Source organism: Streptomyces eurocidicus (assembly GCF_002891295.1).
Taxonomy (GTDB): Bacteria; Actinomycetota; Actinomycetes; order Streptomycetales; family Streptomycetaceae; genus Streptomyces; species Streptomyces eurocidicus.
In genome coordinates, this window is the sequence record NZ_LGUI01000008.1 from 125,448 (window position 1) to 150,038 (window position 24,591).

The following is a 24,591-nucleotide window of genomic DNA, read 5'->3' on the forward strand; positions in this document are numbered from 1 at the left end:
TACGCGCTGTACCGCACACCGCCAGAGGGCCGCGCCCTCAGGACGGCTCGCCGCCGCGCGACGACTGCCGGGGCAGCTCCAGGGCCGCCGCGACCGAGGTGTCGCAGTACTCGCGCACCGCGCTCGTCCGGGCCACCACCCGCCCCCGGTGCACCACCAGCCGGCTGTACGCCAGCGAGAGCACCCCCTCGATCCGCTCGCCGCGCACGGCCAGCAGCTCCGCCGGGAAGCCCGCCTCCACCCGCACTTCCGGCAGCCCCATCGCCGCCCGGGCCCGCCCGCTCACCGCCTCGTACGCCTCGTCCGGGCGCAGCTCGCCGCGCGAGGCCAGCAGGAACGCGGCCTCCAGCGGGTCGCCCCGGCCCACGGGATTCGCCGCGTCGCGCAGCGCGCCGCTGCCCGCCGTCACCCGCACCCCGGCGGCGCGCAGCAGCCGTACCGGCGCGCAGGTGGACACCCGCGCTCCCCGCTGTTCGAGCGTGCCGCAGTCACCCTGCGGCAGGCAGGACACCGTCACCCCGGCGGCCGCGAGCCGCTCGGCGGCCCGCGCGGCCGGCTCGTACGGCATCCGGCCGAGGCCGCCGCAGGGGCCGAGGGTGACCCCGGGGCGCAGGCCGCCCGCCATCGCGGCGAGCCGGGCGAGCCGGGCCGGGTCGTCGGCGTCCGTGTGCAGGTCGACGGGGCAGCCGTGCTCGGCGGCCAGCCCGAGCGCGGCCTCGGCGTAGCCGATCGGGTCCGGGTCGAGGTCGGGGCAGCCGCCCACGGCCGCGCCCATCTTCACGGCGTCCCGCAGCATGGCCAGGCCGTCGGCCCCGGCGACGCCGGTCAGCAGCCTCGGCACGGCGACCGTGCCGAGGTCCGTGAGGCCGCGCAGCGCCCGCCGGGCCTGGAGCACGGCCTCCAGCGAGCGCAGGCCCTGGACGTCGCCGATCCGGACGTGCGCGCGCAGCGCCGTGGCGCCGTGGCCGAGCTGGAGCAGGGCGGCCTCGGTGGCCCGGCGCTGGACGTCCTGGGCGGCGTACGGGACGGGGCCGTCGGCGTCCGCGGTGAGCGCGGTGTCGGGGTGGGCGTGCGGCTCGGCGGGCGCGGGCAGCAGCAGATAGCCGCCGAGGTCCACCCGGGGGCCGGGGGCGAGGCTGCCCGCGGTGCCGACCGCCTCGATGCGCCCGTCGCTGAGGCGGACGTCCACGGTGCGGCCGTCGGCGAGCCGGGCGCCGCACAGCAGCAGGACGCCGTCGCCGGGCGGCGCGGCGGGCGGAGTGGCGTCTCCCCCGGGGTTTTTCGGGGGCTGCGGCTGGCTGTCGGGCATCGCGCTCCTCCGGGGGCCGGGGCGTGCATGATCACGCAGCGTGTTCCGAGCGTAGGGCGCGTTCGGATCGGCTTCGAGCAGGCGACGAATAGTCGTACCGGTGTGGTGCCGAAGGGCCGGGAAGGGGCCCGTGGGGCGGCCTCCGGATACGGATTTCACCTTCGGCGGCCAACCGTGTAATGTCTTCCTCGCTCGCCCCAATAGCTCAGTCGGCAGAGCGTCTCCATGGTAAGGAGAAGGTCTACGGTTCGATTCCGTATTGGGGCTCTGGTGTGTGGGTGTTCCTCATCTTCGGATGAGGAGCCCTCCCGCATCACAGCGGTGTAGCTCAGTCGGTAGAGCAAGCGGCTCATAATCGCTGTGTCACCGGTTCAAGTCCGGTCACCGCTACATGTAGTAGCCGATTGTGGGGTCGGTCCTCCGATCGGCTACTCTTGTCTGCGTTCATCCGTCCATCCGTCAAGGAGCACTCACGTGGCTGCCACCGACGTCCGCCCGAAGATCACGCTGGCCTGCGTGGAGTGCAAGGAGCGGAACTACATCACCAAGAAGAACCGGCGTAATGACCCGGACCGTCTTGAGATGAAGAAGCACTGCCCTCGCTGCAAGGCTCACACCGCGCACCGCGAGACGCGATAAAGACAGGCTAGCTCGTGAGGCCGTCCCCATCCTTGGGGGCGGCCTCGCGGCATATCTCCATCCTTTTCCACGCAAGTCCAGCCAGGAGGTAGCGAGCCCATGGCGCTCGACCAGTCCTTCGTCGGACGGACCTACCCGGCCACCGATCCGTACGAGGTCGGCCGGGAGAAGATCCGTGAATTCGCCGAGGCCGTGGGCGACGCCCACCCGGCGTACACCGACCCCGAGGCGGCCAAGGCGCTCGGTCACCCCGATGTGATCGCCCCGCCCACCTTTGTGTTCGCTATCACGTTCCGGGCCGCCGAGCGCGTCGTCCAGGACCCGCAGCTGGGCCTGGACTACAGCCGCGTGGTGCACGGCGACCAGAAGTTCGCCTACACCCGCCCGGTCCGCGCGGGCGACCGCCTGTCGGTCACCTCGACGATCGAGTCGATCAAGTCCATGGCGGGCAACGACCTGGTGTCGGTCCGCGGTGACGTCCACGACGAGCACGGCGAGCACGTCGTGACCGCGTACACGATGCTGGTGGCCCGCGCGGCCGAGGAGGCGTGATGGCTGCCCGGATTTCCTTCGACGACGTCGAGGTCGGCCAGGAGCTGCCGGCGCAGACCTTCCCGGTGACGCGCGCGGACCTCGTGCGCTACGCGGGCGCCTCCGGCGACTTCAACCCGATCCACTGGAACGAGAAGTTCGCCAAGGAGGTCGGGCTGCCGGACGTGATCGCGCACGGCATGTTCACCATGGCCGAGGCCGTCCGCGTGGCGACCGACTGGGCCGGTGACCCGGGCGCCCTGGTCGAGTACGGGGTGCGCTTCACCAAGCCGGTCGTCGTGCCGAACGACGACGAGGGCGCGGTCATCGAGGTCAGCGCCAAGATCGGCGCGAAGGACGACGAGGCCCGCACGGTCCGCGTCGACCTCCTGGCCAAGAGCGCAGGCCAGAAGGTACTGGGCATGTCCCGCGCAGTGGTCCGCCTGGCCTGATACCGGCCGACAAGCAAGCCGCCGTAAGGGGCGCCCGCAACGGCGGGCGCCCCTTACGCATGCCAGGACACCCGCCGCGGGCCCGGACGACGACGGAGGGTGACGGGGCCGCAGGGGGTGCCCCGGAATGCTGCCGGATATTTGCGGGCGGCGACGGTTCGGGGCACGCGTGACAGGAACGGCTCCCGCCCGTAAATATCCGATTCCGGGGCACCCCCGGAGGCCCCGGCGCCCGGCCCGCACCACGGCCCCGAACCCCCGCGGAGCGCCCCCGTACCCTTGTGCGCGTGCAGGAACTCCACGATGCCCCCCTCGCCCCCCTGACCACCTTCCGGCTCGGCGGCCCCGCCACCCGGCTCGTCACCGCGGTCACCGACGACGAGGTCGTCGCCGCTGTCCGCGAGGCCGACACGACCGGGACGCCGTTGCTGATCATCGGCGGCGGCAGCAACCTCGTCATCGCCGACAAGGGCTTCGACGGCACCGCCCTGCACATCGCCACCAGCGGCTTCACCCTCGACGGCACCGACCTCGAGCTCGCCGCCGGCGAGAACTGGTCCGACGCCGTGGCCCGCACCGTCGAGGCCGGCCTCGCGGGCATCGAGTGCCTCGCCGGCATCCCCGGCTCCGCGGGCGCCACGCCCGTCCAGAACGTCGGCGCGTACGGCCAGGAGGTCTCCCAGACCATCACCGAGGTCGTCGCCTACGACCGGCACGCCGACGAGACCGTCACCATCCCCGGCGCGGACTGCGACTTCTCCTACCGCCACAGCCGCTTCAAGCAGGACCCCGCGCGCTACGTCGTCCTCCGCGTCCGCTTCCGGCTGGAGGACGCGGACGGGCTGTCCGCGCCCCTGCGCTACCCCGAGACGGCCCGCGCCCTCGGCGTCGAGGCCGGCGACCGGGTGCCCGCCGCGACGGCCCGCGAGACGGTCCTGAAGCTGCGCGCCGGCAAGGGCATGGTGCTCGACCCCGAGGACCACGACACGTGGTCGGCCGGGTCGTTCTTCACCAACCCGATCCTCACGACGGCGGAGCACGAGGCGTTCCTGGCGAAGGCGGCCGAACGCCTCGGCGCCGACGTCATGCCGCCCGCCTTCCCGGCGGGGGAGGGGCTCGTCAAGCTCTCCGCCGCGTGGCTGATCGACAAGGGTGGCTTCACGAAGGGGTACGGGTCGGGCCCGGCGCGCATCAGCACGAAGCACACGCTGGCGCTGACGAACCGGGGCGAGGCCACCACGGAGGATCTCCTCGCCCTTGCCCGCGAGGTTCGCGACGGGGTCCGGTCGGCGTTCGGGGTGACGCTGGTGAACGAGCCGGTGACGGTCGGGGTGGCCCTGTAGCCGACGGTCGGGGTCTCGTCGCTGGGTGCGGCCCGGTGGGTGGGTTGTGCCCACCCGTTCCGCCCCAGCGGAACGACTGCCCACAACCGTCCGTCAGGGCGCGAGCCACTCGTCGACGCCGCGAAGCAGCCGCTCCCGGGTGGCGGGCGGCGCCGCCGACCCCCGGATCGACTGCCGGGCCAGTTCCGCCAGCTCCGGGTCCGTGAAGCCGTGGTGTTCGCGGGCCAGCTCGTACTGCGCGGCGAGCCGGGAGCCGAAGAGCAGGGGGTCGTCCGCGCCCAGCGCTATCGGCACACCGGCCTCGAAGAGCGTGCGCAGCGGGACGTCCGACGGCTTCTCGTAGACGCCCAGGGCCACATTGGACGCGGGGCAGACCTCGCAGGTCACCCCGCGCTCGGCGAGCTTCCGCAGCAGCCGGGGGTCCTCCGCGGCGCGCACCCCGTGGCCCACCCGGCCCGCGTGCAGGTCGTCCAGGCAGTCCCGGACGCTGCTCGGGCCCGACAGCTCGCCGCCGTGCGGCGCGGCCAGCAGACCGCCCTCGCGGGCGATCTCGAAGGCGCGGTCGAAGTCACGGGCGAGACCGCGCCGCTCGTCGTTGGAGAGCCCGAAGCCGACCACGCCCCGGTCCGCGTAGCGCACCGCGAGGCGGGCCAGCGTACGGGCGTCCAGGGGGTGCTTCATGCGGTTGGCGGCGACGAGGACGCGCATGCCCAGCCCGGTCTCCCGGGAGGCGCTGTCCACCGCGTCGAGGATGATCTCCAGCGCGGGGATCAGACCGCCCAGCCGAGGGGCGTACGAGGTGGGGTCGACCTGGATCTCCAGCCAGCCCGAGCCGTCGCGGACGTCCTCCTCGGCGGCCTCGCGGACCAGCCGCCGGATGTCCTCGGGAGAGCGCAGACAGGACCGCGCGATGTCGTACAGGCGCTGGAAGCGGAACCAGCCGCGCTCGTCCGTGGCGCGCAGCTGCGGAGGCTCGCCGCCGCTCAGCGCCTCGGGGAGGTGCACCCCGTACTTGTCGGCCAGCTCCAGCATGGTCGACGGGCGCATGGACCCCGTGAAGTGCAGGTGCAGATGGGCCTTCGGCAGCAGTCGAAGATTTCTTTCAGCGGCTCCGCCGCGGGCAGGGACACTCTCCATCCCAGGATCCTGCCGTACGAGCATGACAACCGGAAGGGACTTTCCTGGACCGGCCACCGAAACGGGAGCGGTCCGAAAAGACTTGCGGGCCCCCGGCGACAGCCGGGAGCCCGCGAGCGTGGGGGAGGGCAGGCGTTACGCCTTGGCCTCTCCCAGCAGCTTCTGGATCCGGGAGACGCCCTCGACGAGGTCCTCGTCACCCAGGGCGTAGGACAGCCGCAGGTAGCCCGGGGTGCCGAACGCCTCGCCCGGGACCACGGCGACCTCGACCTCGTCGAGGATCAGCGCGGCCAGCTCGACGGAGGTGGCGGGGCGCTTCCCGCGGATCTCCTTGCCGAGCAGCTCCTTCACGGACGGGTAGGCGTAGAACGCGCCCTCCGGCTCGGGGCAGAGCACGCCGTCGATCTCGTTCAGCATCCGCACGATGGTCCGGCGGCGGCGGTCGAAGGCGACGCGCATCTCGGCGACGGCGTCCAGGTCACCGGAGACGGCGGCCAGGGCGGCGATCTGTGCGACGTTCGACACGTTGGACGTGGCGTGCGACTGGAGGTTGGTCGCGGCCTTGACCACGTCCTTGGGGCCGATGACCCAGCCCACCCGCCAGCCCGTCATGGCGTAGGTCTTGGCGACGCCGTTGACCACGATGCACTTGTCGCGCAGCTCGGGGACGACCACCGGCAGGGAAGAGAACTCCGCGTCGCCGTAGACGAGGTGTTCGTAGATCTCGTCCGTGAGCACCCACAGGCCGTGCTCGGCGGCCCAGCGGCCGATCTCCTCGACCTGGTCGCGGGTGTACACCGCGCCGGTCGGGTTGGACGGGGAGACGAAGAGGACGACCTTGGTGCGCTCGGTGCGCGCGGCCTCCAGCTGCTCGACGGAGACCCGGTAGCCGGTGGTCTCGTCGGCGACGACCTCCACCGGGACACCGCCCGCGAGACGGATCGACTCGGGGTAGGTGGTCCAGTACGGGGCCGGGACGATGACCTCGTCACCCGGGTCGAGGATCGCGGCGAACGCCTCGTAGATGGCCTGCTTGCCGCCGTTGGTCACCAGGATCTGGGCGGGGTCGACCTCGTAGCCGGAGTCGCGGAGCGTCTTCTCCGCGATGGCCTTCTTCAGCTCGGGGAGCCCGCCGGCCGGGGTGTAGCGGTGGAAGCGCGGGTCGCGGCACGCCTCCACGGCGGCCTCGACGATGTAGCCGGGGGTGGGGAAGTCGGGCTCGCCGGCGCCGAAGCCGATCACCGGGCGCCCGGCGGCCTTGAGGGCCTTGGCCTTGGCGTCCACGGCGAGCGTCGCCGACTCGGAGATCGCCCCGATGCGGGCCGAGACCCGGCGCTCGGTGGCGGACTGTACGGGGGGCTGGGAGGGGGTCGCAGCGGTCATACCCCGCATCGTCGCAGACGGCGGCCGAAGGGGTCACGCGCCCGGTGGAACCGGCCTTCCCAGGGTGTCCCGGGCGAAGCTGTTCGACGGCGGCCGCCGGAACACGTACACTCATGGCTCGTTGGCCCCTCACAGGCGATCCGATCGACGCACAGCGTGCGTACGACCGGATGCTGTACGTTGAGGGAACCACAAAGGGTCGTAGCTCAATTGGTAGAGCACTGGTCTCCAAAACCAGCGGTTGGGGGTTCAAGTCCCTTCGGCCCTGCTACACGCATCTTCACCAGGTTGCGTGCTTGCGTAGGTAATGAAATGCACCGCCGTGCGGCTCAACCGGGCGCGGCACGGCTCACGACCCGGATTCAGGTGAGGACGTAGTGACGGAAGCCCTTGGCTCCACCGCGACGCCTGAGAGCGGTCGTCCCGAGGACGAGGTGGCCACCAAGAAGGGCCGCCGCGGTGGGAAGCGCGGGAAGAAGGGCCCCTTCGGCCGCCTCGCGCTCTTTTACCGTCAGATCGTCGCCGAACTTCGCAAGGTCGTCTGGCCCACGCGCGGCCAGCTCTCGACTTACACCACCGTGGTGATCGTCTTTGTCGTCATCGTCATCGGCCTTGTCACCGTGATTGACTATGGGTTCTCCAACGCCGTCAAGTACGTCTTCGGCTGAACCCGCGCGTAGGGCGGCTGCTTCCAGGAGAGCCGCCCCTTCGCACGTTCCACCCCTTGAAGCCAGGAAGAAGCAGCCACGTGTCTGACCCGAACCTGAACGACGCCGTCGACTCCGTCGAGGCGGCAGAGGCCGACGTCGACGCGGCTACGGCCGAGGTCGAGGGCGACGACACCGCTCAGGAGATCGTCGAGAACGCCGACGGCATCGACGAGCTCGATGCCGAGGACGCCGCGCTGGGCGAGCCGGCCGAGCAGGCCGCCATCCACGTCGAGGGCGACGCCGAGTCCGAGGCCGCCGCCGCGGTCGAGGCCGACGAGGAGCCCGCCGAGGAGCAGGCCCCGGTCGACCCGGTCGCCGCGCTCCGCGACGAGCTGCGTGGTCTGCCCGGCGAGTGGTACGTCATCCACACCTACGCGGGCTACGAGAACCGCGTGAAGACCAACCTCGAGCAGCGCGCCGTCTCGCTCAATGTCGAAGACTTCATCTTCCAGGCCGAGGTGCCGCAGGAAGAGGTCGCGCAGATCAAGAACGGCGAGCGCAAGACGGTCCGCCAGAACAAGCTCCCGGGCTACGTCCTGGTGCGCATGGACCTGACGAACGAGTCCTGGGGCGTCGTCCGCAACACCCCGGGTGTCACCGGCTTCGTCGGCAACGCCTACGACCCGTACCCGCTGACCCTGGACGAGATCGTCAAGATGCTCGCCCCGGAGGCCGAGGAGAAGGCCGCCCGCGAGGCCGCCGAGGCCGAGGGCAAGCCGGCGCCGTCCCGCAAGGTCGAGGTCCAGGTCCTGGACTTCGAGGTGGGCGACTCGGTCACCGTCACGGACGGCCCCTTCGCGACGCTGCAGGCGACGATCAACGAGATCAACGCCGACTCGAAGAAGGTCAAGGGCCTCGTCGAGATCTTCGGTCGCGAGACCCCGGTCGAGCTCAGCTTCGACCAGATCCAGAAGAACTAGTTCCTTCTGGACGAACGCTTCCGAACAGGTCAGATCAGCTGCTCGCAGCCGGTCTGACCTGCTCGGTTTTTGGCCGCAGCATGTTACCCGTTATCGTGGTGCGGTATGCCTGCGCGCACTGTGCGCGGGCAAAAAACTCTCACTAGGACCCGGAGAGAGCAATGCCTCCCAAGAAGAAGAAGATCACGGGGCTTATCAAGCTCCAGATCAGCGCCGGTGCCGCCAACCCGGCCCCGCCGGTCGGCCCCGCGCTGGGTCAGCACGGCGTCAACATCATGGAGTTCTGCAAGGCCTACAACGCCGCGACCGAGTCGCAGCGTGGCATGGTCGTGCCGGTGGAGATCACGGTCTACGAAGACCGTTCCTTCACCTTCGTGACCAAGACTCCGCCGGCCGCGAAGCTGATCCTCAAGGCCGCGGGCGTGGAGAAGGGCTCCGGCGAGCCCCACACCAAGAAGGTCGCGAAGATCACCCGCGACCAGGTCCGGGACATCGCCACCACCAAGATGCCCGACCTGAACGCCAACGACCTCGACGCCGCCGAGAAGATCATCGCGGGCACCGCCCGTTCGATGGGCGTCACGGTCGAGGGCTGATCAAGCCACCCCAAGCGGTACCCGTGGAAGGGCCGGCGCGGTCCGCACCACGACTCCATAACCACTGAGGAGAAGCAGTGAAGCGCAGCAAGACTCTCCGCGCTGCGGACGCCAAGATCGAGGCGGAGCGCCTGTACGCCCCCCTCGAGGCCGTCCGTCTCGCGAAGGAGACCTCCGCCACCAAGTTCGACGCGACCGTCGAGGTTGCCATGCGTCTGGGCGTCGACCCGCGCAAGGCCGACCAGATGGTCCGCGGCACCGTGAACCTTCCGCACGGCACCGGTAAGACCGCCCGGGTCCTGGTCTTCGCGACCGGTGACCGTGCTGCGGCCGCGGAGGCCGCCGGCGCCGACATCGTCGGCTCCGACGAACTGATCGACGAGGTCGCGAAGGGCCGTCTGGACTTCGACGCCGTCGTCGCCACCCCGGACCTCATGGGCAAGGTCGGCCGCCTCGGCCGCGTGCTCGGCCCGCGTGGTCTGATGCCGAACCCGAAGACCGGTACGGTCACCCCGGACGTGGCGAAGGCTGTCACGGACATCAAGGGCGGCAAGATCGAGTTCCGCGTCGACAAGCACTCGAACCTGCACTTCATCATCGGCAAGGTGTCGTTCGATGAGGCCAAGCTGGTCGAGAACTACGCTGCGGCGCTGGAGGAGATCACCCGTCTCAAGCCCTCCGCCGCGAAGGGTCGCTACATCAAGAAGGCGGCCATGACCACGACGATGGGCCCCAGCATCCCGCTGGACTCCAACCGCACCCGCAACCTCCTCGCGGAGGACGAGACCGTCTGAGACGCGTCTCGTAGCGTGTGACACACGTTGTGGGCCGGGCCCGCACCCCTCGGGGGTGCGGGCCCGGCCTTTTGTGTACGGCCGTGGGCGGGCCCCGCACGCGCCCGCCGGGGCCCGCGCGGCTCTGGACGGCCCGCACGGGGCCTCAAGCGGCCTTGGCACCCCCGCGGCCCGCGTCCGGCGCCGCCGGGGCGGTCGGGCCCGCCGCCCGCCCCGTTCCGGGCCGCCGGTGCCCGCGTCCCCGGCCCGGCGGCCGGTGCCGCTGTGGCCTCGGTCTCCTTCCCCCGGGTCGATTTGCCTGTGGGCGAGCCGTTCGCGTACCTTGATGCGGAAGCCAAAGACCGCTGGTCGTTGCTGTGCCTTCGCAAGAAGGCGTGGTGGCCGAAGGATCCGCTAGCTGCGGGCGACCTGCGCAGGTGATTTGAGGATGAACTCCCGTGAGGACCCCTGGTCCGAATGGTCGAGTGCACGCCCCGAGCGCCTGCGCCGGGGCGTTTCGTTTTGCCCAGGTCCCTTCGCGTAGCGGTCCGAATCACCCGGAAGGAGGCCGAGGCTCATGGCGAGGCCCGACAAGTCTGCTGCGGTTGCCGAGCTGACGGACAAGTTCCGCAGCTCGAACGCCGCCGTTCTGACTGAGTACCGCGGTCTCACCGTGGCGCAGCTCAAGACGCTGCGTCGTTCGCTCGGTGAGAACGCCCAGTACGCCGTGGTGAAGAACACGCTGACCAAGATCGCGGCTGGCAACGCCGGGATCACGCTGGAGGACGAGCTTTTCGCTGGTCCGACGGCTGTCGCCTTCGTCACCGGTGACCCGGTGGAGTCGGCGAAGGGTCTTCGTGACTTCGCCAAGGAGAACCCCAACCTGATCATCAAGGGCGGTGTCCTTGATGGCAAGGCGCTGTCCGCCGATGAGATCAAGAAGCTTGCGGACCTCGAGTCCCGCGAGGTTCTGCTCGCCAAGCTGGCGGGTGCCATGAAGGGCAAGCAGTCCCAGGCTGCCGCGCTCTTCCAGGCCCTGCCCTCGAAGCTGGTCCGCACCGTGGACGCGCTTCGCGACAAGGTCGAGCAGGGCGGTGCCGGTACGCCGGCTCCCGTCGAGGCCGAGGCTGCCGAGTAATTCGGGCTCACGCCTGAATCACTCGCGTCCGTCACGGTCGCAGCGGGCCCTACGTACGCCCGCCGAAATGTACATCCGGCACCTGCCGAATTAGTGGAAGGATCGCCCATCATGGCGAAGCTCACCCAGGACGAGCTGCTCGCGCAGTTCGAGGACATGACCCTCATCGACCTCGCCGCGTTCGTGAAGGCGTTCGAGGAGAAGTTCGACGTCACCGCCGCTGCCCCGGTCGCCGTCGCCGCTGCCGGTGGCGCCGCTGCCGCCGCCGAGGCCGTTGAGGAGCAGGACGAGTTCGACGTCATCCTCACCGCCGCCGGTGACAAGAAGATCCAGGTCATCAAGGTCGTGCGCGAGCTGACCTCCCTGGGTCTGAAGGAGGCCAAGGACCTCGTCGACGGCACCCCGAAGCCGGTCCTCGAGAAGGTCGCGAAGGACGCTGCGGAGAAGGCCGCCGAGGCCCTCAAGGGCGCCGGCGCCTCCGTCGAGGTCAAGTGACCCACGGAGTCTCCTGACTCCTTGTTTCACGTATCAAGGGCGATCACCCATGCGGGTGGTCGCCCTTGGGCGTTCCCGCGACGGCTTGTTGCCCTGAGGCCAGGGGCGAGTATGGTGATCATCGGTGTCTGCCGAGCGGGCAGCCGCTCGGGCGCCACGGGAGGCACCCGGAGGCCGAGGGGCCTTGACGAACGGCACGCCGCGCGCGATTCTCAGGGGCGCGTCGCCACATCGATCCAGGGCCCCAGGCATGGATCGCAGGCGAAGAGGGAAGCCTTGCTCCAGGCATGAGGAACAACAGGATCCCGGAGGGAGAGATTGGTATCGCACCGGTCTCCGGAAATCCGCTCTGGACATCAGTGGGCCAAGTGGCTACACTGACCCTTTGCGCTGCCTGTTAGCTGCTCCCTGCCCGTCACCAGGGGCATGCCCACTGTCGAGCCATGCTGATGGAAACCCGCTGAGCTGGGATTTCTCTCGTATGCACGGAGTGGGGCCGGTACGCGCGTAGTGAGTCCGAGCCCTCGGAAGGACCCCCTCTTGGCCGCCTCGCGCAACGCCTCGACTGCCAATACGAACAACGGCGCCAGCACCGCCCCGCTGCGCATCTCTTTTGCGAAGATCAAGGAGCCCCTCGAGGTTCCGAACCTCCTTGCGCTGCAGACCGAGAGCTTCGACTGGCTGCTCGGCAACGCCGCCTGGAAGGCTCGCGTCGAGGCTGCGCTGGACAGTGGACAGGACGTCCCCACCAAGTCCGGTCTGGAGGAGATCTTCGAAGAGATCTCCCCGATCGAGGACTTCTCCGGGTCGATGTCGCTGACCTTCCGCGACCACCGCTTCGAGCCGCCGAAGAACTCCATCGACGAGTGCAAGGAGCGCGACTTCACGTACGCGGCCCCGCTCTTCGTCACCGCCGAGTTCACCAACAACGAGACCGGCGAGATCAAGTCCCAGACGGTCTTCATGGGCGACTTCCCGCTCATGACCAACAAGGGCACCTTCTGCATCAACGGCACCGAGCGTGTCGTCGTCTCGCAGCTGGTCCGCTCGCCGGGTGTCTACTTCGACTCCTCCATCGACAAGACGTCCGACAAGGACATCTTCACGGCCAAGATCATCCCGTCCCGGGGTGCCTGGCTCGAGATGGAGGTCGACAAGCGCGACATGGTCGGTGTCCGCATCGACCGTAAGCGCAAGCAGTCCGTGACCGTCCTCCTCAAGGCCCTCGGTTGGACGACCGAGCAGATCCTCGAGGAGTTCGGCGAGTACGAGTCGATGCGCGCCACCCTGGAGAAGGACCACACCCAGGGCCAGGACGACGCGCTCCTCGACATCTACCGCAAGCTGCGTCCGGGCGAGCCGCCGACCCGCGAGGCCGCGCAGACGCTGCTCGAGAACCTCTACTTCAACCCGAAGCGCTACGACCTCGCGAAGGTCGGCCGCTACAAGGTGAACAAGAAGCTCGGCGCGGACGCCCCCCTCGACGCCGGTGTGCTCACGGTCGACGACGTCATCGCGACGATCAAGTACCTGGTCAAGCTGCACGCGGGCGAGCAGGACACGGTCGGCGAGAACGGCACCTCGATCGTCGTCGAGACCGACGACATCGACCACTTCGGCAACCGTCGTCTGCGCAACGTCGGCGAGCTCATCCAGAACCAGGTCCGCACGGGTCTGGCTCGTATGGAGCGCGTCGTCCGCGAGCGGATGACCACCCAGGACGTCGAGGCGATCACGCCGCAGACCCTGATCAACATCCGGCCGGTCGTCGCCTCCATCAAGGAGTTCTTCGGCACCAGCCAGCTGTCCCAGTTCATGGACCAGACGAACCCGCTGTCGGGCCTGACCCACAAGCGTCGTCTGTCCGCGCTGGGCCCGGGTGGTCTGTCGCGTGAGCGGGCCGGCTTCGAGGTCCGAGACGTCCACCCGTCGCACTACGGCCGCATGTGCCCGATCGAGACGCCCGAAGGCCCGAACATCGGTCTGATCGGCTCCCTCGCCTCGTACGGCCGCGTCAACGCGTTCGGTTTCGTCGAGACCCCGTACCGCAAGGTCGTCGAGGGCCAGGTCACCGACGAGGTCGACTACCTGACTGCCGACGAGGAAGACCGCTTCGTCATCGCCCAGGCGAACGCCGCCCTCAACGAGGACATGCGCTTCGCCGAGGCCCGCGTCCTGGTCCGCCGTCGTGGCGGCGAGATCGACTACATCGCCGGCGACGACGTCGACTACATGGACGTCTCCCCGCGCCAGATGGTGTCGGTCGCGACCGCGATGATCCCGTTCCTCGAGCACGACGACGCCAACCGCGCGCTCATGGGATCGAACATGATGCGCCAGGCCGTTCCGCTGATCAAGGCGGAGGCCCCGCTGGTCGGCACCGGCATGGAGTACCGCTGCGCGGTCGACGCCGGTGACGTCATCAAGGCCGAGAAGGACGGTGTGGTCCAGGAGGTCTCCGCGGACTACGTCACCGTCGCCAACGACGACGGCACGTACAACACGTACCGGGTCGCCAAGTTCTCCCGCTCGAACCAGGGCACGTCCTTCAACCAGAAGGTCGTCGTGGACGAGGGCGCCCGTGTGACCGCCGGTCAGGTGCTCGCCGACGGCCCGTCCACGGACGAGGGCGAGATGGCGCTGGGCAAGAACCTGCTCGTGGCGTTCATGCCGTGGGAGGGTCACAACTACGAGGACGCGATCATCCTGTCGCAGCGCCTCGTGCAGGACGACGTCCTCTCCTCGATCCACATCGAGGAGCACGAGGTCGACGCCCGTGACACCAAGCTCGGCCCGGAGGAGATCACCCGGGACATCCCGAACGTCTCCGAGGAGGTCCTCGCCGACCTCGACGAGCGCGGCATCATCCGCATCGGTGCCGAGGTCGTCGCCGGCGACATCCTCGTCGGCAAGGTCACCCCGAAGGGTGAGACCGAGCTGACCCCCGAGGAGCGCCTGCTCCGCGCGATCTTCGGTGAGAAGGCCCGTGAGGTCCGTGACACCTCGCTGAAGGTCCCGCACGGTGAGATCGGCAAGGTCATCGGCGTCCGCGTCTTCGACCGCGAAGAGGGCGACGAGCTCCCGCCGGGCGTGAACCAGCTGGTCCGCGTGTACGTGGCCCAGAAGCGCAAGATCACCGATGGTGACAAGCTCGCCGGCCGTCACGGCAACAAGGGTGTCATCTCCAAGATCCTTCCGGTCGAGGACATGCCGTTCCTCGAGGACGGCACCCCGGTCGACATCATCCTCAACCCGCTGGGTGTCCCGTCCCGAATGAACCCGGGACAGGTCCTCGAGATCCACCTCGGCTGGCTCGCCAGCCGCGGCTGGAAGGTCGAGGGCGACGAGGACTGGATGAAGCGTCTGCAGGCGATCGGCGCCGACGACGTCGCCGCCGGCACCAACGTCGCGACCCCGGTCTTCGACGGCGCCCGCGAGGACGAGATCGCCGGTCTCTTCGAGTCGACGATCCCCAACCGCGACGGTGACCGTCTGGTCCTGCCCTCGGGCAAGGCCCGGATGTTCGACGGCCGCTCCGGCGAGCCGTTCCCGGACCCGATCTCGGTCGGGTACATGTACATCCTCAAGCTGCACCACCTGGTCGACGACAAGCTGCACGCCCGTTCGACCGGTCCGTACTCCATGATCACCCAGCAGCCGCTGGGTGGTAAGGCTCAGTTCGGTGGCCAGCGCTTCGGTGAGATGGAGGTGTGGGCGCTGGAGGCATACGGCGCCGCGTACGCCCTCCAGGAGCTGCTGACCATCAAGTCCGACGACGTCACCGGCCGAGTGAAGGTCTACGAGGCGATCGTCAAGGGCGAGAACATCCCCGAGCCCGGCATCCCCGAGTCCTTCAAGGTGCTCATCAAGGAGATGCAGTCCCTCTGCCTCAACGTGGAGGTGCTGTCCTCGGACGGCATGTCCATCGAGATGCGGGACACCGACGAGGACGTCTTCCGCGCGGCGGAGGAGCTCGGTATCGACCTGTCCCGGCGCGAGCCGAGCAGCGTCGAAGAGGTCTGACGGGTCTGGTGGGGGCCCCGCAAGAGGCCCCCACCGTCCCCGGACCCCCAGACCACTGATGTAGAGCCCATACCTCGCTAGCGCGAGAGGGCACGACCCCTGAAAGAGGGATTGACGACAAGTGCTCGACGTCAACTTCTTCGACGAGCTGCGGATCGGCCTGGCGACCGCGGACGACATCCGAACCTGGTCCCACGGCGAGGTCAAGAAGCCGGAGACCATCAACTACCGCACCCTGAAGCCCGAAAAGGACGGACTCTTCTGCGAGAAGATCTTCGGTCCGACCCGGGACTGGGAGTGCTACTGCGGCAAGTACAAGCGTGTCCGCTTCAAGGGCATCATCTGTGAGCGCTGTGGCGTCGAGGTCACTCGCGCCAAGGTGCGCCGTGAGCGGATGGGCCACATCGAGCTCGCCGCCCCCGTCACCCACATCTGGTACTTCAAGGGCGTTCCGTCGCGGCTGGGCTACCTGCTCGACCTCGCCCCGAAGGACCTTGAGAAGGTCATCTACTTCGCCGCCTACATGATCACGTGGGTGGACGAGGAGCGCCGCACGCGCGACCTGCCCTCGCTGGAGGCGCACGTCTCCGTCGAGCGTCAGCAGATCGAGCAGCGCCGCGACGCCGACCTCGAGGCCCGCGCCAAGAAGCTCGAGTCCGACCTGGCCGAGCTCGAGGCCGAGGGCGCCAAGGCCGATGTGCGCCGCAAGGTGCGCGAGGGCGCCGAGCGTGAGATGAAGCAGCTCCGCGACCGCGCGCAGCGCGAGATCGACCGCCTCGACGAGGTGTGGAGCCGCTTCAAGAACCTCAAGGTCCAGGACCTCGAGGGCGACGAGCTGCTCTACCGCGAGCTGCGCGACCGCTTCGGCACCTACTTCATGGGTGCGATGGGCGCCGCCGCGCTGCAGAAGCGCCTGGAGTCCTTCGACCTCGACGAGGAGGCCGAGCGCCTCCGCGAGATCATCCGGACCGGCAAGGGCCAGAAGAAGACCCGTGCGCTCAAGCGCCTCAAGGTCGTCTCCGCCTTCCTGCAGACCCGCAACAGCCCCAGCGGCATGGTGCTCGACTGCATCCCCGTGATCCCGCCGGACCTGCGTCCGATGGTGCAGCTGGACGGTGGCCGCTTCGCGACCTCCGACCTGAACGACCTGTACCGCCGTGTGATCAACCGCAACAACCGTCTGAAGCGTCTGCTCGACCTCGGTGCCCCCGAGATCATCGTGAACAACGAGAAGCGGATGCTCCAGGAGGCGGTCGACGCCCTCTTCGACAACGGCCGTCGTGGTCGCCCGGTCACGGGCCCCGGCAACCGTCCGCTGAAGTCCCTCAGCGACATGCTGAAGGGTAAGCAGGGTCGATTCCGTCAGAACCTGCTCGGTAAGCGTGTCGACTACTCGGCCCGTTCCGTCATCGTCGTCGGTCCGCAGCTGAAGCTGCACCAGTGTGGTCTGCCCAAGGCCATGGCGCTGGAGCTCTTCAAGCCGTTCGTGATGAAGCGCCTGGTCGACCTGAACCACGCGCAGAACATCAAGTCGGCCAAGCGCATGGTCGAGCGCGGCCGCACCGTGGTGTACGACGTCCTCGAAGAGGTCATCGCCGAGCACCCGGTGCTGCTGAACCGTGCGCCCACGCTGCACCGCCTCGGCATCCAGGCGTTCGAGCCGCAGCTGGTCGAGGGCAAGGCCATCCAGATCCACCCGCTCGTCTGCACCGCGTTCAACGCGGACTTCGACGGTGACCAGATGGCCGTCCACCTGCCGCTCTCCGCGGAGGCGCAGGCCGAGGCCCGCATCCTGATGCTGTCCTCGAACAACATCCTCAAGCCGGCCGACGGCCGTCCGGTCACCATGCCGACCCAGGACATGGTGCTGGGCCTGTTCTTCCTCACCACCGACGAGGCGGAGCGCAAGGTCATCGGCGAGGGCCGGTCCTTCGGCTCCACCGCCGAGGCGATCATGGCCTTCGACGCCCGGGAGCTCTCGCTCCAGGCGAAGGTCGACATCCGCTTCCCGATCGGCACCGTCCCGCCGCGTGGCTGGACCCCGCCGGTCGCCGAGGAGGGTGAGCCGGAGTGGCAGCAGGGTGACACCTTCCGCCTGCGGACGACCCTGGGCCGCGCGCTCTTCAACGAGCTGCTGCCCGAGGACTACCCGTTCGTCGACTACTCGGTCGGCAAGAAGCAGCTCTCCGAGATCGTCAACGACCTCGCCGAGCGCTACCCCAAGGTCATCGTGGCGGCGACGCTCGACAACCTGAAGGCGGCCGGCTTCCACTGGGCGACCCGTTCCGGCGTCACCGTGGCCATCTCCGACGTCGTCGTTCCCGAGGCGAAGAAGGAGATCGTCAAGGGCTACGAGGCGCAGGACGAGAAGGTCCAGAAGCAGTACGAGCGCGGTCTGATCACCAAGGACGAGCGCACTCAGGAGCTCATCGCGATCTGGACCAAGGCGACCAACGAGGTTGCCGAGGCGATGAACGCGAACTTCCCCAAGACGAACCCCATCTTCATGATGGTTGACTCGGGTGCCCGAGGAAACATGATGCAGATGCGTCAGATCGCCGGTATGCGTGGTCTGGTGTCGAACGCGAAGAACGAGACCATCCCGCGACCCATTAAGGCGTCGTTCCGTGAGGGTCTCACCGTGCTGGAGTACTTCATCTCCACCCACGGTGCCCGTAAGGGTCTCGCGGACACCGCCCTCCGTACCGCCGACTCGGGTTACCTGACCCGTCGTCTGGTGGACGTCTCGCAGGACGTGATCATCCGCGAGGAGGACTGCGGCACCGAGCGCGGCCTCAAGCTGGCGATCGCGGTCAAGGGCGCCGACGGCGTCCTGCGCAAGACCGACGACGTCGAGACGAGCGTCTACGCCCGCATGCTGGCCGAGGACGTCGTCGTCGACGGCAAGGTCATCGCGCCGGCCAACGTCGACCTCGGTGACGTGCTCATCGAGCAGCTCGTCGCGCACGGCGTCGAGACGGTCAAGACCCGCTCGGTCCTCACCTGCGAGTCCGCGGTCGGCACCTGTGCCTTCTGCTACGGCCGCTCGCTGGCGACCGGCAAGCTGGTGGACATCGGTGAGGCGGTCGGCATCATCGCCGCCCAGTCCATCGGTGAGCCCGGTACCCAGCTGACGATGCGTACCTTCCACACCGGTGGTGTGGCCGGTGACGACATCACCCAGGGTCTGCCCCGTGTCGTCGAGCTCTTCGAGGCCCGTACGCCCAAGGGTGTCGCCCCGATCTCCGAGGCCGCCGGCCGCGTGCGGATCGAGGAGACCGAGAAGACCAAGAAGATCGTCGTCACCCCGGACGACGGCTCCGAGGAGACCGCCTTCGGCATCTCCAAGCGTGCCCGTCTGCTGGTCAGCGAGGGCGAGCACGTCGAGGTGGGCCAGAAGCTCACCGTGGGTGCCACCAACCCGCACGACGTCCTGCGCATTCTGGGCCAGCGCGCCGTCCAGGTTCACCTGGTCGGCGAGGTTCAGAAGGTCTACAACTCGCAGGGTGTGTCGATCCACGACAAGCACATCGAGATCATCATCCGGCAGATGCTCCGCCGCGTGACGATCATCGAGTCCGGCGACGCCGAGCTGCTGCCGGGCGAGCTCGTGGAGCGCTCGCGCTTCGAGGGCGAGAACCGTCGTGTGGTCACCGAGGGCGGTCACCCCGCCTCCGGCCGTCCGCAGCTGATGGGTATCACCAAGGCGTCGCTGGCCACCGAGTCGTGGCTGTCGGCGGCGTCCTTCCAGGAGACGACCCGGGTTCTGACCGACGCGGCGATCAACGCCAAGTCGGACTCCCTGATCGGCCTCAAGGAGAACGTCATCATCGGTAAGCTCATCCCGGCCGGTACGGGTCTGTCCCGCTACCGCAACATCCGGGTGGAGCCCACCGAGGAGGCCAAGGCCGCGATGTACTCGGCCGTCGGCTACGACGACATCGACTACTCGCCCTTCGGCACCGGCTCCGGCCAGGCGGTTCCGCTGGAGGACTACGACTACGGTCCGTACAACCAGTAGGACGCGAGCGGTACGTCACGCAGGGCGGTCATTCCTTCGGGGGTGGCCGCCCTGCGGCGTTCCCTCCGGGGCGCGGGTGCCGCTGCGCGGGGCTTTGTCCCCTACCCGCCCCTTCCCGTAACCGGGGCTGGCGCCCCGGGCCCCCGTTCCGCGCTGACGCGCGGTGGCCTCAAACGCCGGCCGGGCTGGATTTTCGCCCGGTTCCGGGCAACAACTCAGCCCGTCCGGCGTTTGAGGACCGGGGTTCGGGGCGGAGCCCCGTTCGGGAAGGGGCGGGGTGGGGAAAAAGCCCCGCGCAGCGGGCCGCGCACCCTCACCACCCCGCCGTGACTCATCGCACAACCCGGGATCGATCTCCCGAAACCGGGCGGTAGTCACCCGTTCGGCGGAACCGGGTACCCATAATTGCGACATACGACGCACATCGGGTCGTCCACCGCGTGTGCATTTGTTTTGACCGCAGCCCATGCGGTAGGTACGCTCTGACCTTGTGCCTGGGGTGTCCCTGGGCTCTCGTGCGTGCCTTCAAACCGCGCGAGGGACCCGGTGCCGAGCGGTTTCGACCGGCTCGGAGACACCGAAATCTGTGCCCATCCGCCTCCGGCGGGGGTCTGCAGCTTCGACACACCCGACCGCGTGGGTCGGTGTTTGCTCCCAGGTTAGTTTTATCGTGATCGGCACACAGAAACCGGAGAAACGGTGCCTACGATCCAGCAGCTGGTCCGAAAGGGCCGGCAGGACAAGGTCGAGAAGAACAAGACGCCCGCGCTCGAGGGTTCGCCCCAGCGTCGTGGCGTCTGCACGCGTGTTTTCACGACCACCCCGAAGAAGCCGAACTCGGCGCTCCGTAAGGTCGCGCGTGTGCGTCTGACCTCCGGCATCGAGGTCACCGCTTACATTCCGGGTGAGGGCCACAACCTGCAGGAGCACTCGATCGTGCTCGTGCGCGGTGGCCGTGTGAAGGACCTGCCGGGTGTTCGCTACAAGATCATCCGCGGCTCCCTCGACACGCAGGGCGTCAAGAACCGTAAGCAGGCTCGCAGCCGCTACGGCGCCAAGAAGGAGAAGTAAGAATGCCTCGTAAGGGCCCCGCCCCGAAGCGCCCGGTCATCATCGACCCGGTTTACGGCTCCCCCCTGGTGACGTCGCTCATCAACAAGATCCTCCTGCACGGCAAGCGCTCCACCGCCGAGCGCATCGTGTACGGCGCCATGGAGGGTCTGCGCGAGAAGACCGGTAACGACCCGGTCATCACCCTCAAGCGCGCCCTCGAGAACGTCAAGCCGGCTCTCGAGGTCAAGTCCCGCCGCGTCGGTGGCGCCACCTACCAGGTGCCGGTCGAGGTCCGTCCGGGCCGCGCCTCCACCCTGGCGCTCCGCTGGGTCGTGGGTTACTCCCGCGCCCGTCGCGAGAAGACCATGACCGAGCGCCTCATGAACGAGCTCCTGGACGCCTCCAACGGTCTGGGCGCTGCGGTCAAGAAGCGCGAGGACACCCACAAGATGGCCGAGTCCAACAAGGCCTTCGCGCACTACCGCTGGTAGTCGCTACCCCCATCGAGATCCGAGAGAAGACTGAGCCATATGGCCACCACTTCGCTTGACCTGGCCAAGGTCCGCAACATCGGGATCATGGCCCACATCGACGCGGGCAAGACGACCACCACCGAGCGGATCCTGTTCTACACCGGTGTTTCGTACAAGATCGGTGAGGTCCACGATGGCGCTGCCACCATGGACTGGATGGAGCAGGAGCAGGAGCGCGGCATCACGATCACGTCTGCCGCGACGACCTGCCACTGGCCGCTGAACGACGTCGACCACACGATCAACATCATCGACACGCCGGGCCACGTCGACTTCACCGTCGAGGTGGAGCGTTCGCTGCGCGTCCTCGACGGTGCCGTGACGGTGTTCGACGGCGTCGCCGGTGTTGAGCCGCAGTCCGAGACCGTTTGGCGCCAGGCGGACCGCTACGGCGTGCCGCGCATCTGCTTCGTCAACAAGCTCGACCGCACCGGCGCCGAGTTCCACCGCTGCGTCGACATGATCGTCGACCGCCTCGGTGCGGTGCCGCTGGTCATGCAGCTGCCGATCGGTGCCGAGGCCGACTTCAAGGGCGTGGTCGACCTCGTCCAGATGAAGGCGCTGGTCTGGTCCGCCGAGGCCGCCAAGGGCGAGATGTACGACGTCGTCGACATCCCGGCCACGCACACCGAGGCCGCCGAGGAATGGCGCGGCAAGCTCCTCGAGGGCGTCGCCGAGCACGACGACGCCATGATGGAGCTCTTCCTCGAGGGCCAGGAGCCCACCGAGGAGCAGCTGATGGCGGCCATCCGCCGTATCACGCTGGCCTCCCGCGGCAGCGCCGAGTCCGTCACGGTCACCCCGGTGTTCTGTGGCACCGCGTTCAAGAACAAGGGCGTCCAGCCCCTGCTCGACGCGGTCGTGCGCTACCTGCCGTCGCCGCTCGACATCGAGGCCGTTGAGGGTCACGCCGTCAACGACCCCGAGCAGGTCGTGCTGCGCAAGCCTTCCGACGACGAGCCGTTCGCCGGTCTTGCCTTCAAGATCATGAGCGACCCGCACCTCGGCAAGCTCACCTTCGTCCGGGTTTACTCGGGCCGCATGGAGACCGGCACCCAGGTGCAGAACTCCGTGAAGGGCAAGAAGGAGCGCATCGGCAAGATCTACCGCATGCACGCGAACAAGCGTGAGGAGATCGAGTCGGTGGGTGCCGGTGACATCGTCGCCGTCATGGGTCTGAAGCAGACCACCACCGGTGAGACCCTCTGTGACGCGGGCAAGCCGGTCATCCTCGAGTCCATGGACTTCCCGGCCCCGGTGATCCAGGTCGCCATCGAGCCGAAGTCCAAGGGCGACCAGGAGAAGCTGGGTGTCGCCATCCAGCGTCTCGCCGAGGAGGACCCGTCCTTCCAGGTCCACACGGACGAGGAGACGGGCCAGACCATCATCGCGGGTATGGGCGAGCTGCACCTCGACGTGCTGGTCGACCGTATGCGCCGTGAGTTCCGCGTCGAGGCGAACGTCGGCAAGCCCCAGGTCGCGTACCGCGAGACGATCCGCAAGGCCGTCGAGCGTATCGACTACACGCACAAGAAGCAGACTGGTGGTTCCGGCCAGTTCGCCAAGGTGCAGATGGCCATCGAGCCCCTCGAGGGCGATGGCTACGAGTTCGAGAACAAGGTCACCGGTGGCCGTATCCCGCGGGAGTACATCCCGTCCGTGGACGCGGGTTGCCAGGAGGCCATGGAGTTCGGCGTGCTGGCCGGCTACCCGCTGACCGGCGTGAAGGTGACGCTGCTCGACGGCGCCTACCACGACGTCGACTCGTCCGAACTCGCCTTCAAGATCGCCGGTTCCATGGCGTTCAAGGAGGGTGCTCGCAAGGCGTCCCCGGCTCTTCTCGAGCCGATGATGTCCGTCGAGGTCACCACCCCCGAGGACTACATGGGCGATGTGATCGGTGACATCAACTCCCGCCGTGGCCAGATCCAGGCCATGGAGGACCGTCACGGCGCCAAGCTCGTCAAGGGCCTGGTCCCGCTGTCGGAGATGTTCGGCTACGTCGGCGACCTCCGCAGCAAGACCTCGGGTCGCGCAAGCTACTCGATGCAGTTCGACTCCTACGCCGAGGTTCCCCGGAACGTCGCCGAGGAGATCATCGCGAAGGCCAAGGGCGAGTAATCCAGCTCTCGTCTCCACAGACGAAGCTCACGCTTTAGGCTTGACACCGACTGTCGGGGCATACCGCCGCAAACCGTAAGGTTTGTGTCGGGTGCCCCGGCGGACGGCACCCCAGAAGATCACCTGGCGCCGATGAAGTAAGGCGTACAGAACCACTCCGTAGGAGGACCCAGTGGCGAAGGCGAAGTTCGAGCGGACTAAGCCGCACGTCAACATCGGCACCATCGGTCACGTCGACCACGGTAAGACCACTCTTACCGCGGCGATCACCAAGGTGCTGCACGACGCGTACCCGGACCTGAACCCCTTCACGCCGTTCGACGAGATCGACAAGGCGCCGGAAGAGCGTCAGCGCGGTATCACGATCTCGATCGCTCACGTTGAGTACCAGACCGAGTCGCGTCACTACGCCCACGTCGACTGCCCGGGTCACGCGGACTACATCAAGAACATGATCACCGGTGCCGCCCAGATGGACGGCGCGATCCTCGTGGTCGCCGCGACCGACGGTCCGATGCCGCAGACCAAGGAGCACGTGCTCCTGGCCCGCCAGTCCGGCGTTCCGTACATCGTTGTCGCCCTGAACAAGGCCGACATGGTGGACGACGAGGAGATCCTGGAGCTCGTCGAGCTCGAGGTCCGTGAGCTCCTCTCCGAGTACGAGTTCGACGGCGACAACGCTCCCGTCGTCCAGGTCTCGGCGCTCAAGGCGCTCGAGGGCGACAAGGAGTGGGGCGAGAAGCTCCTCGGCCTGATGAAGGCCGTCGACGAGAACATCCCGCAGCCCGAGCGTGACGTCGACAAGCCGTTCCTGATGCCGATCGAGGACGTCTTCACGATCACCGGTCGTGGCACCGTCGTCACCGGTCGTATCGAGCGTGGTGTCCTCAAGGTCAACGAGACCGTCGACATCATCGGCATCAAGACCGAGAAGACCACCACCACGGTCACCGGCATCGAGATGTTCCGCAAGCTGCTCGACGAGGGCCAGGCCGGTGAGAACGTCGGTCTGCTCCTCCGTGGCATCAAGCGCGAGGACGTCGAGCGCGGCCAGTGCATCATCAAGCCGGGTTCGGTCACCCCGCACACCGAGTTCGAGGCCACGGCCTACATCCTGTCGAAGGACGAGGGTGGCCGCCACACCCCGTTCTTCAACAACTACCGTCCGCAGTTCTACTTCCGTACGACTGACGTGACCGGTGTCGTGACCCTCAAGGAGGGCACGGAGATGGTCATGCCCGGCGACAACGCCGAGATGACCGTCAACCTGATCCAGCCCGTCGCGATGGAGGAGGGCCTGCGCTTCACCATCCGTGAGGGCGGCCGCACCGTCGGCGCCGGCCAGGTCACCAAGATCAACAAGTAAGTCTTCTTACTTGAAGGTCTGAAAGGGCCCGCACATCCTCGGATGTGC

19 protein-coding genes and 3 tRNA genes are annotated in these 24,591 nt (G+C 68.2%); 19 read left to right on the plus strand and 3 right to left on the minus strand.

Annotated elements, in window-relative coordinates; genetic code table 11:
* Positions 1-37: 37 nt before the first annotated feature.
* Positions 38-1,309, minus strand: coding sequence for an amidohydrolase family protein (locus AF335_RS22605; protein WP_102920291.1), 1,272 nt, complete (start codon positions 1,307-1,309; stop codon positions 38-40).
* 194 nt (positions 1,310-1,503) lie between these two features.
* Between AF335_RS22605 and AF335_RS22610 the strand changes: the two genes are divergently transcribed.
* From AF335_RS22610 to AF335_RS22635, 6 genes are all read left to right on the plus strand, one after another.
* Positions 1,504-1,576: transfer RNA gene (locus AF335_RS22610), tRNA-Thr, on the plus strand.
* 50 nt (positions 1,577-1,626) lie between these two features.
* Positions 1,627-1,699 (plus strand) — tRNA-Met (locus AF335_RS22615).
* Positions 1,700-1,783: 84 nt separating this feature from the next.
* Positions 1,784-1,948, plus strand: coding sequence for a 50S ribosomal protein L33 (gene rpmG, locus AF335_RS22620; protein ID WP_087927546.1), 165 nt, complete (start codon positions 1,784-1,786; stop codon positions 1,946-1,948).
* Positions 1,949-2,047: 99 nt separating this feature from the next.
* Complete coding sequence (locus tag AF335_RS22625) at positions 2,048-2,500, plus strand: MaoC family dehydratase N-terminal domain-containing protein (protein WP_102920292.1); 453 nt, start codon at positions 2,048-2,050, stop codon at positions 2,498-2,500.
* Positions 2,500-2,931, plus strand: a complete 432-nt coding sequence (locus tag AF335_RS22630) for a MaoC family dehydratase (protein WP_102920293.1) — start codon at positions 2,500-2,502, stop codon at positions 2,929-2,931. The genes AF335_RS22625 and AF335_RS22630 overlap by 1 nt, the downstream gene beginning before the upstream one ends.
* Before the next feature lie 287 nt (positions 2,932-3,218).
* Complete coding sequence (locus AF335_RS22635; protein ID WP_102920500.1) at positions 3,219-4,274, plus strand: UDP-N-acetylmuramate dehydrogenase; 1,056 nt, start codon at positions 3,219-3,221, stop codon at positions 4,272-4,274.
* 93 nt (positions 4,275-4,367) lie between these two features.
* Here the strand turns inward: AF335_RS22635 and AF335_RS22640 are convergent, their stop codons facing one another.
* Entirely contained in the window at positions 4,368-5,411 is a 1,044-nt protein-coding gene (locus tag AF335_RS22640) for an adenosine deaminase (RefSeq protein WP_102920294.1), read from the minus strand.
* Positions 5,412-5,546: 135 nt separating this feature from the next.
* Complete coding sequence (locus AF335_RS22645) at positions 5,547-6,794, minus strand: pyridoxal phosphate-dependent aminotransferase (RefSeq protein ID WP_102920295.1); 1,248 nt, start codon at positions 6,792-6,794, stop codon at positions 5,547-5,549.
* A gap of 195 nt (positions 6,795-6,989) precedes the next feature.
* Here AF335_RS22645 and AF335_RS22650 point away from each other — a divergent pair.
* The 13 genes from AF335_RS22650 to tuf all read left to right on the plus strand — a co-directional run bounded on the left by AF335_RS22650 (position 6,990) and on the right by tuf (position 24,543).
* Positions 6,990-7,062 (plus strand) — tRNA-Trp (locus AF335_RS22650).
* Positions 7,063-7,171: 109 nt separating this feature from the next.
* Positions 7,172-7,462 (plus strand): preprotein translocase subunit SecE, encoded by a 291-nt coding sequence (gene secE / locus AF335_RS22655; protein ID WP_087927551.1) that lies wholly within the window; start codon positions 7,172-7,174, stop codon positions 7,460-7,462.
* Positions 7,463-7,542: 80 nt separating this feature from the next.
* Positions 7,543-8,424 (plus strand): transcription termination/antitermination protein NusG, encoded by an 882-nt coding sequence (gene nusG / locus AF335_RS22660; protein ID WP_102920296.1) that lies wholly within the window; start codon positions 7,543-7,545, stop codon positions 8,422-8,424.
* A gap of 161 nt (positions 8,425-8,585) precedes the next feature.
* Positions 8,586-9,020 (plus strand): 50S ribosomal protein L11, encoded by a 435-nt coding sequence (rplK, locus tag AF335_RS22665; protein WP_087927553.1) that lies wholly within the window; start codon positions 8,586-8,588, stop codon positions 9,018-9,020.
* A gap of 77 nt (positions 9,021-9,097) precedes the next feature.
* On the plus strand, positions 9,098-9,814 hold the full coding sequence (rplA, locus tag AF335_RS22670; RefSeq protein WP_102920297.1) for a 50S ribosomal protein L1: 717 nt from the start codon (positions 9,098-9,100) through the stop codon (positions 9,812-9,814).
* A 556-nt stretch (positions 9,815-10,370) separates the two neighbouring features.
* Positions 10,371-10,931, plus strand: a complete 561-nt coding sequence (gene rplJ / locus AF335_RS22675; RefSeq protein ID WP_102920298.1) for a 50S ribosomal protein L10 — start codon at positions 10,371-10,373, stop codon at positions 10,929-10,931.
* Between the two features lie 111 nt (positions 10,932-11,042).
* The gene (rplL, locus tag AF335_RS22680) at positions 11,043-11,426 is read left to right on the plus strand and encodes a 50S ribosomal protein L7/L12 (protein ID WP_102920299.1); all 384 of its coding nucleotides are present in this window, start codon (positions 11,043-11,045) and stop codon (positions 11,424-11,426) included.
* Between the two features lie 540 nt (positions 11,427-11,966).
* Complete coding sequence (gene rpoB / locus AF335_RS22690) at positions 11,967-15,449, plus strand: DNA-directed RNA polymerase subunit beta (RefSeq protein ID WP_102920300.1); 3,483 nt, start codon at positions 11,967-11,969, stop codon at positions 15,447-15,449.
* Between the two features lie 121 nt (positions 15,450-15,570).
* Positions 15,571-19,470: a DNA-directed RNA polymerase subunit beta' gene (locus AF335_RS22695; RefSeq protein ID WP_102920301.1), complete on the plus strand. Its 3,900-nt coding sequence runs from the start codon at positions 15,571-15,573 to the stop codon at positions 19,468-19,470.
* A gap of 699 nt (positions 19,471-20,169) precedes the next feature.
* Entirely contained in the window at positions 20,170-20,541 is a 372-nt protein-coding gene (gene rpsL, locus AF335_RS22700; protein ID WP_003948652.1) for a 30S ribosomal protein S12, read from the plus strand.
* Positions 20,542-20,543: 2 nt separating this feature from the next.
* Positions 20,544-21,014: a 30S ribosomal protein S7 gene (rpsG, locus tag AF335_RS22705; protein WP_030368420.1), complete on the plus strand. Its 471-nt coding sequence runs from the start codon at positions 20,544-20,546 to the stop codon at positions 21,012-21,014.
* 39 nt (positions 21,015-21,053) lie between these two features.
* Entirely contained in the window at positions 21,054-23,177 is a 2,124-nt protein-coding gene (gene fusA, locus AF335_RS22710; RefSeq protein ID WP_102920302.1) for an elongation factor G, read from the plus strand.
* A 172-nt stretch (positions 23,178-23,349) separates the two neighbouring features.
* The gene (gene tuf, locus AF335_RS22715) at positions 23,350-24,543 is read left to right on the plus strand and encodes an elongation factor Tu (protein ID WP_087927560.1); all 1,194 of its coding nucleotides are present in this window, start codon (positions 23,350-23,352) and stop codon (positions 24,541-24,543) included.
* The last annotated feature ends 48 nt before the right edge of the window (positions 24,544-24,591 follow it).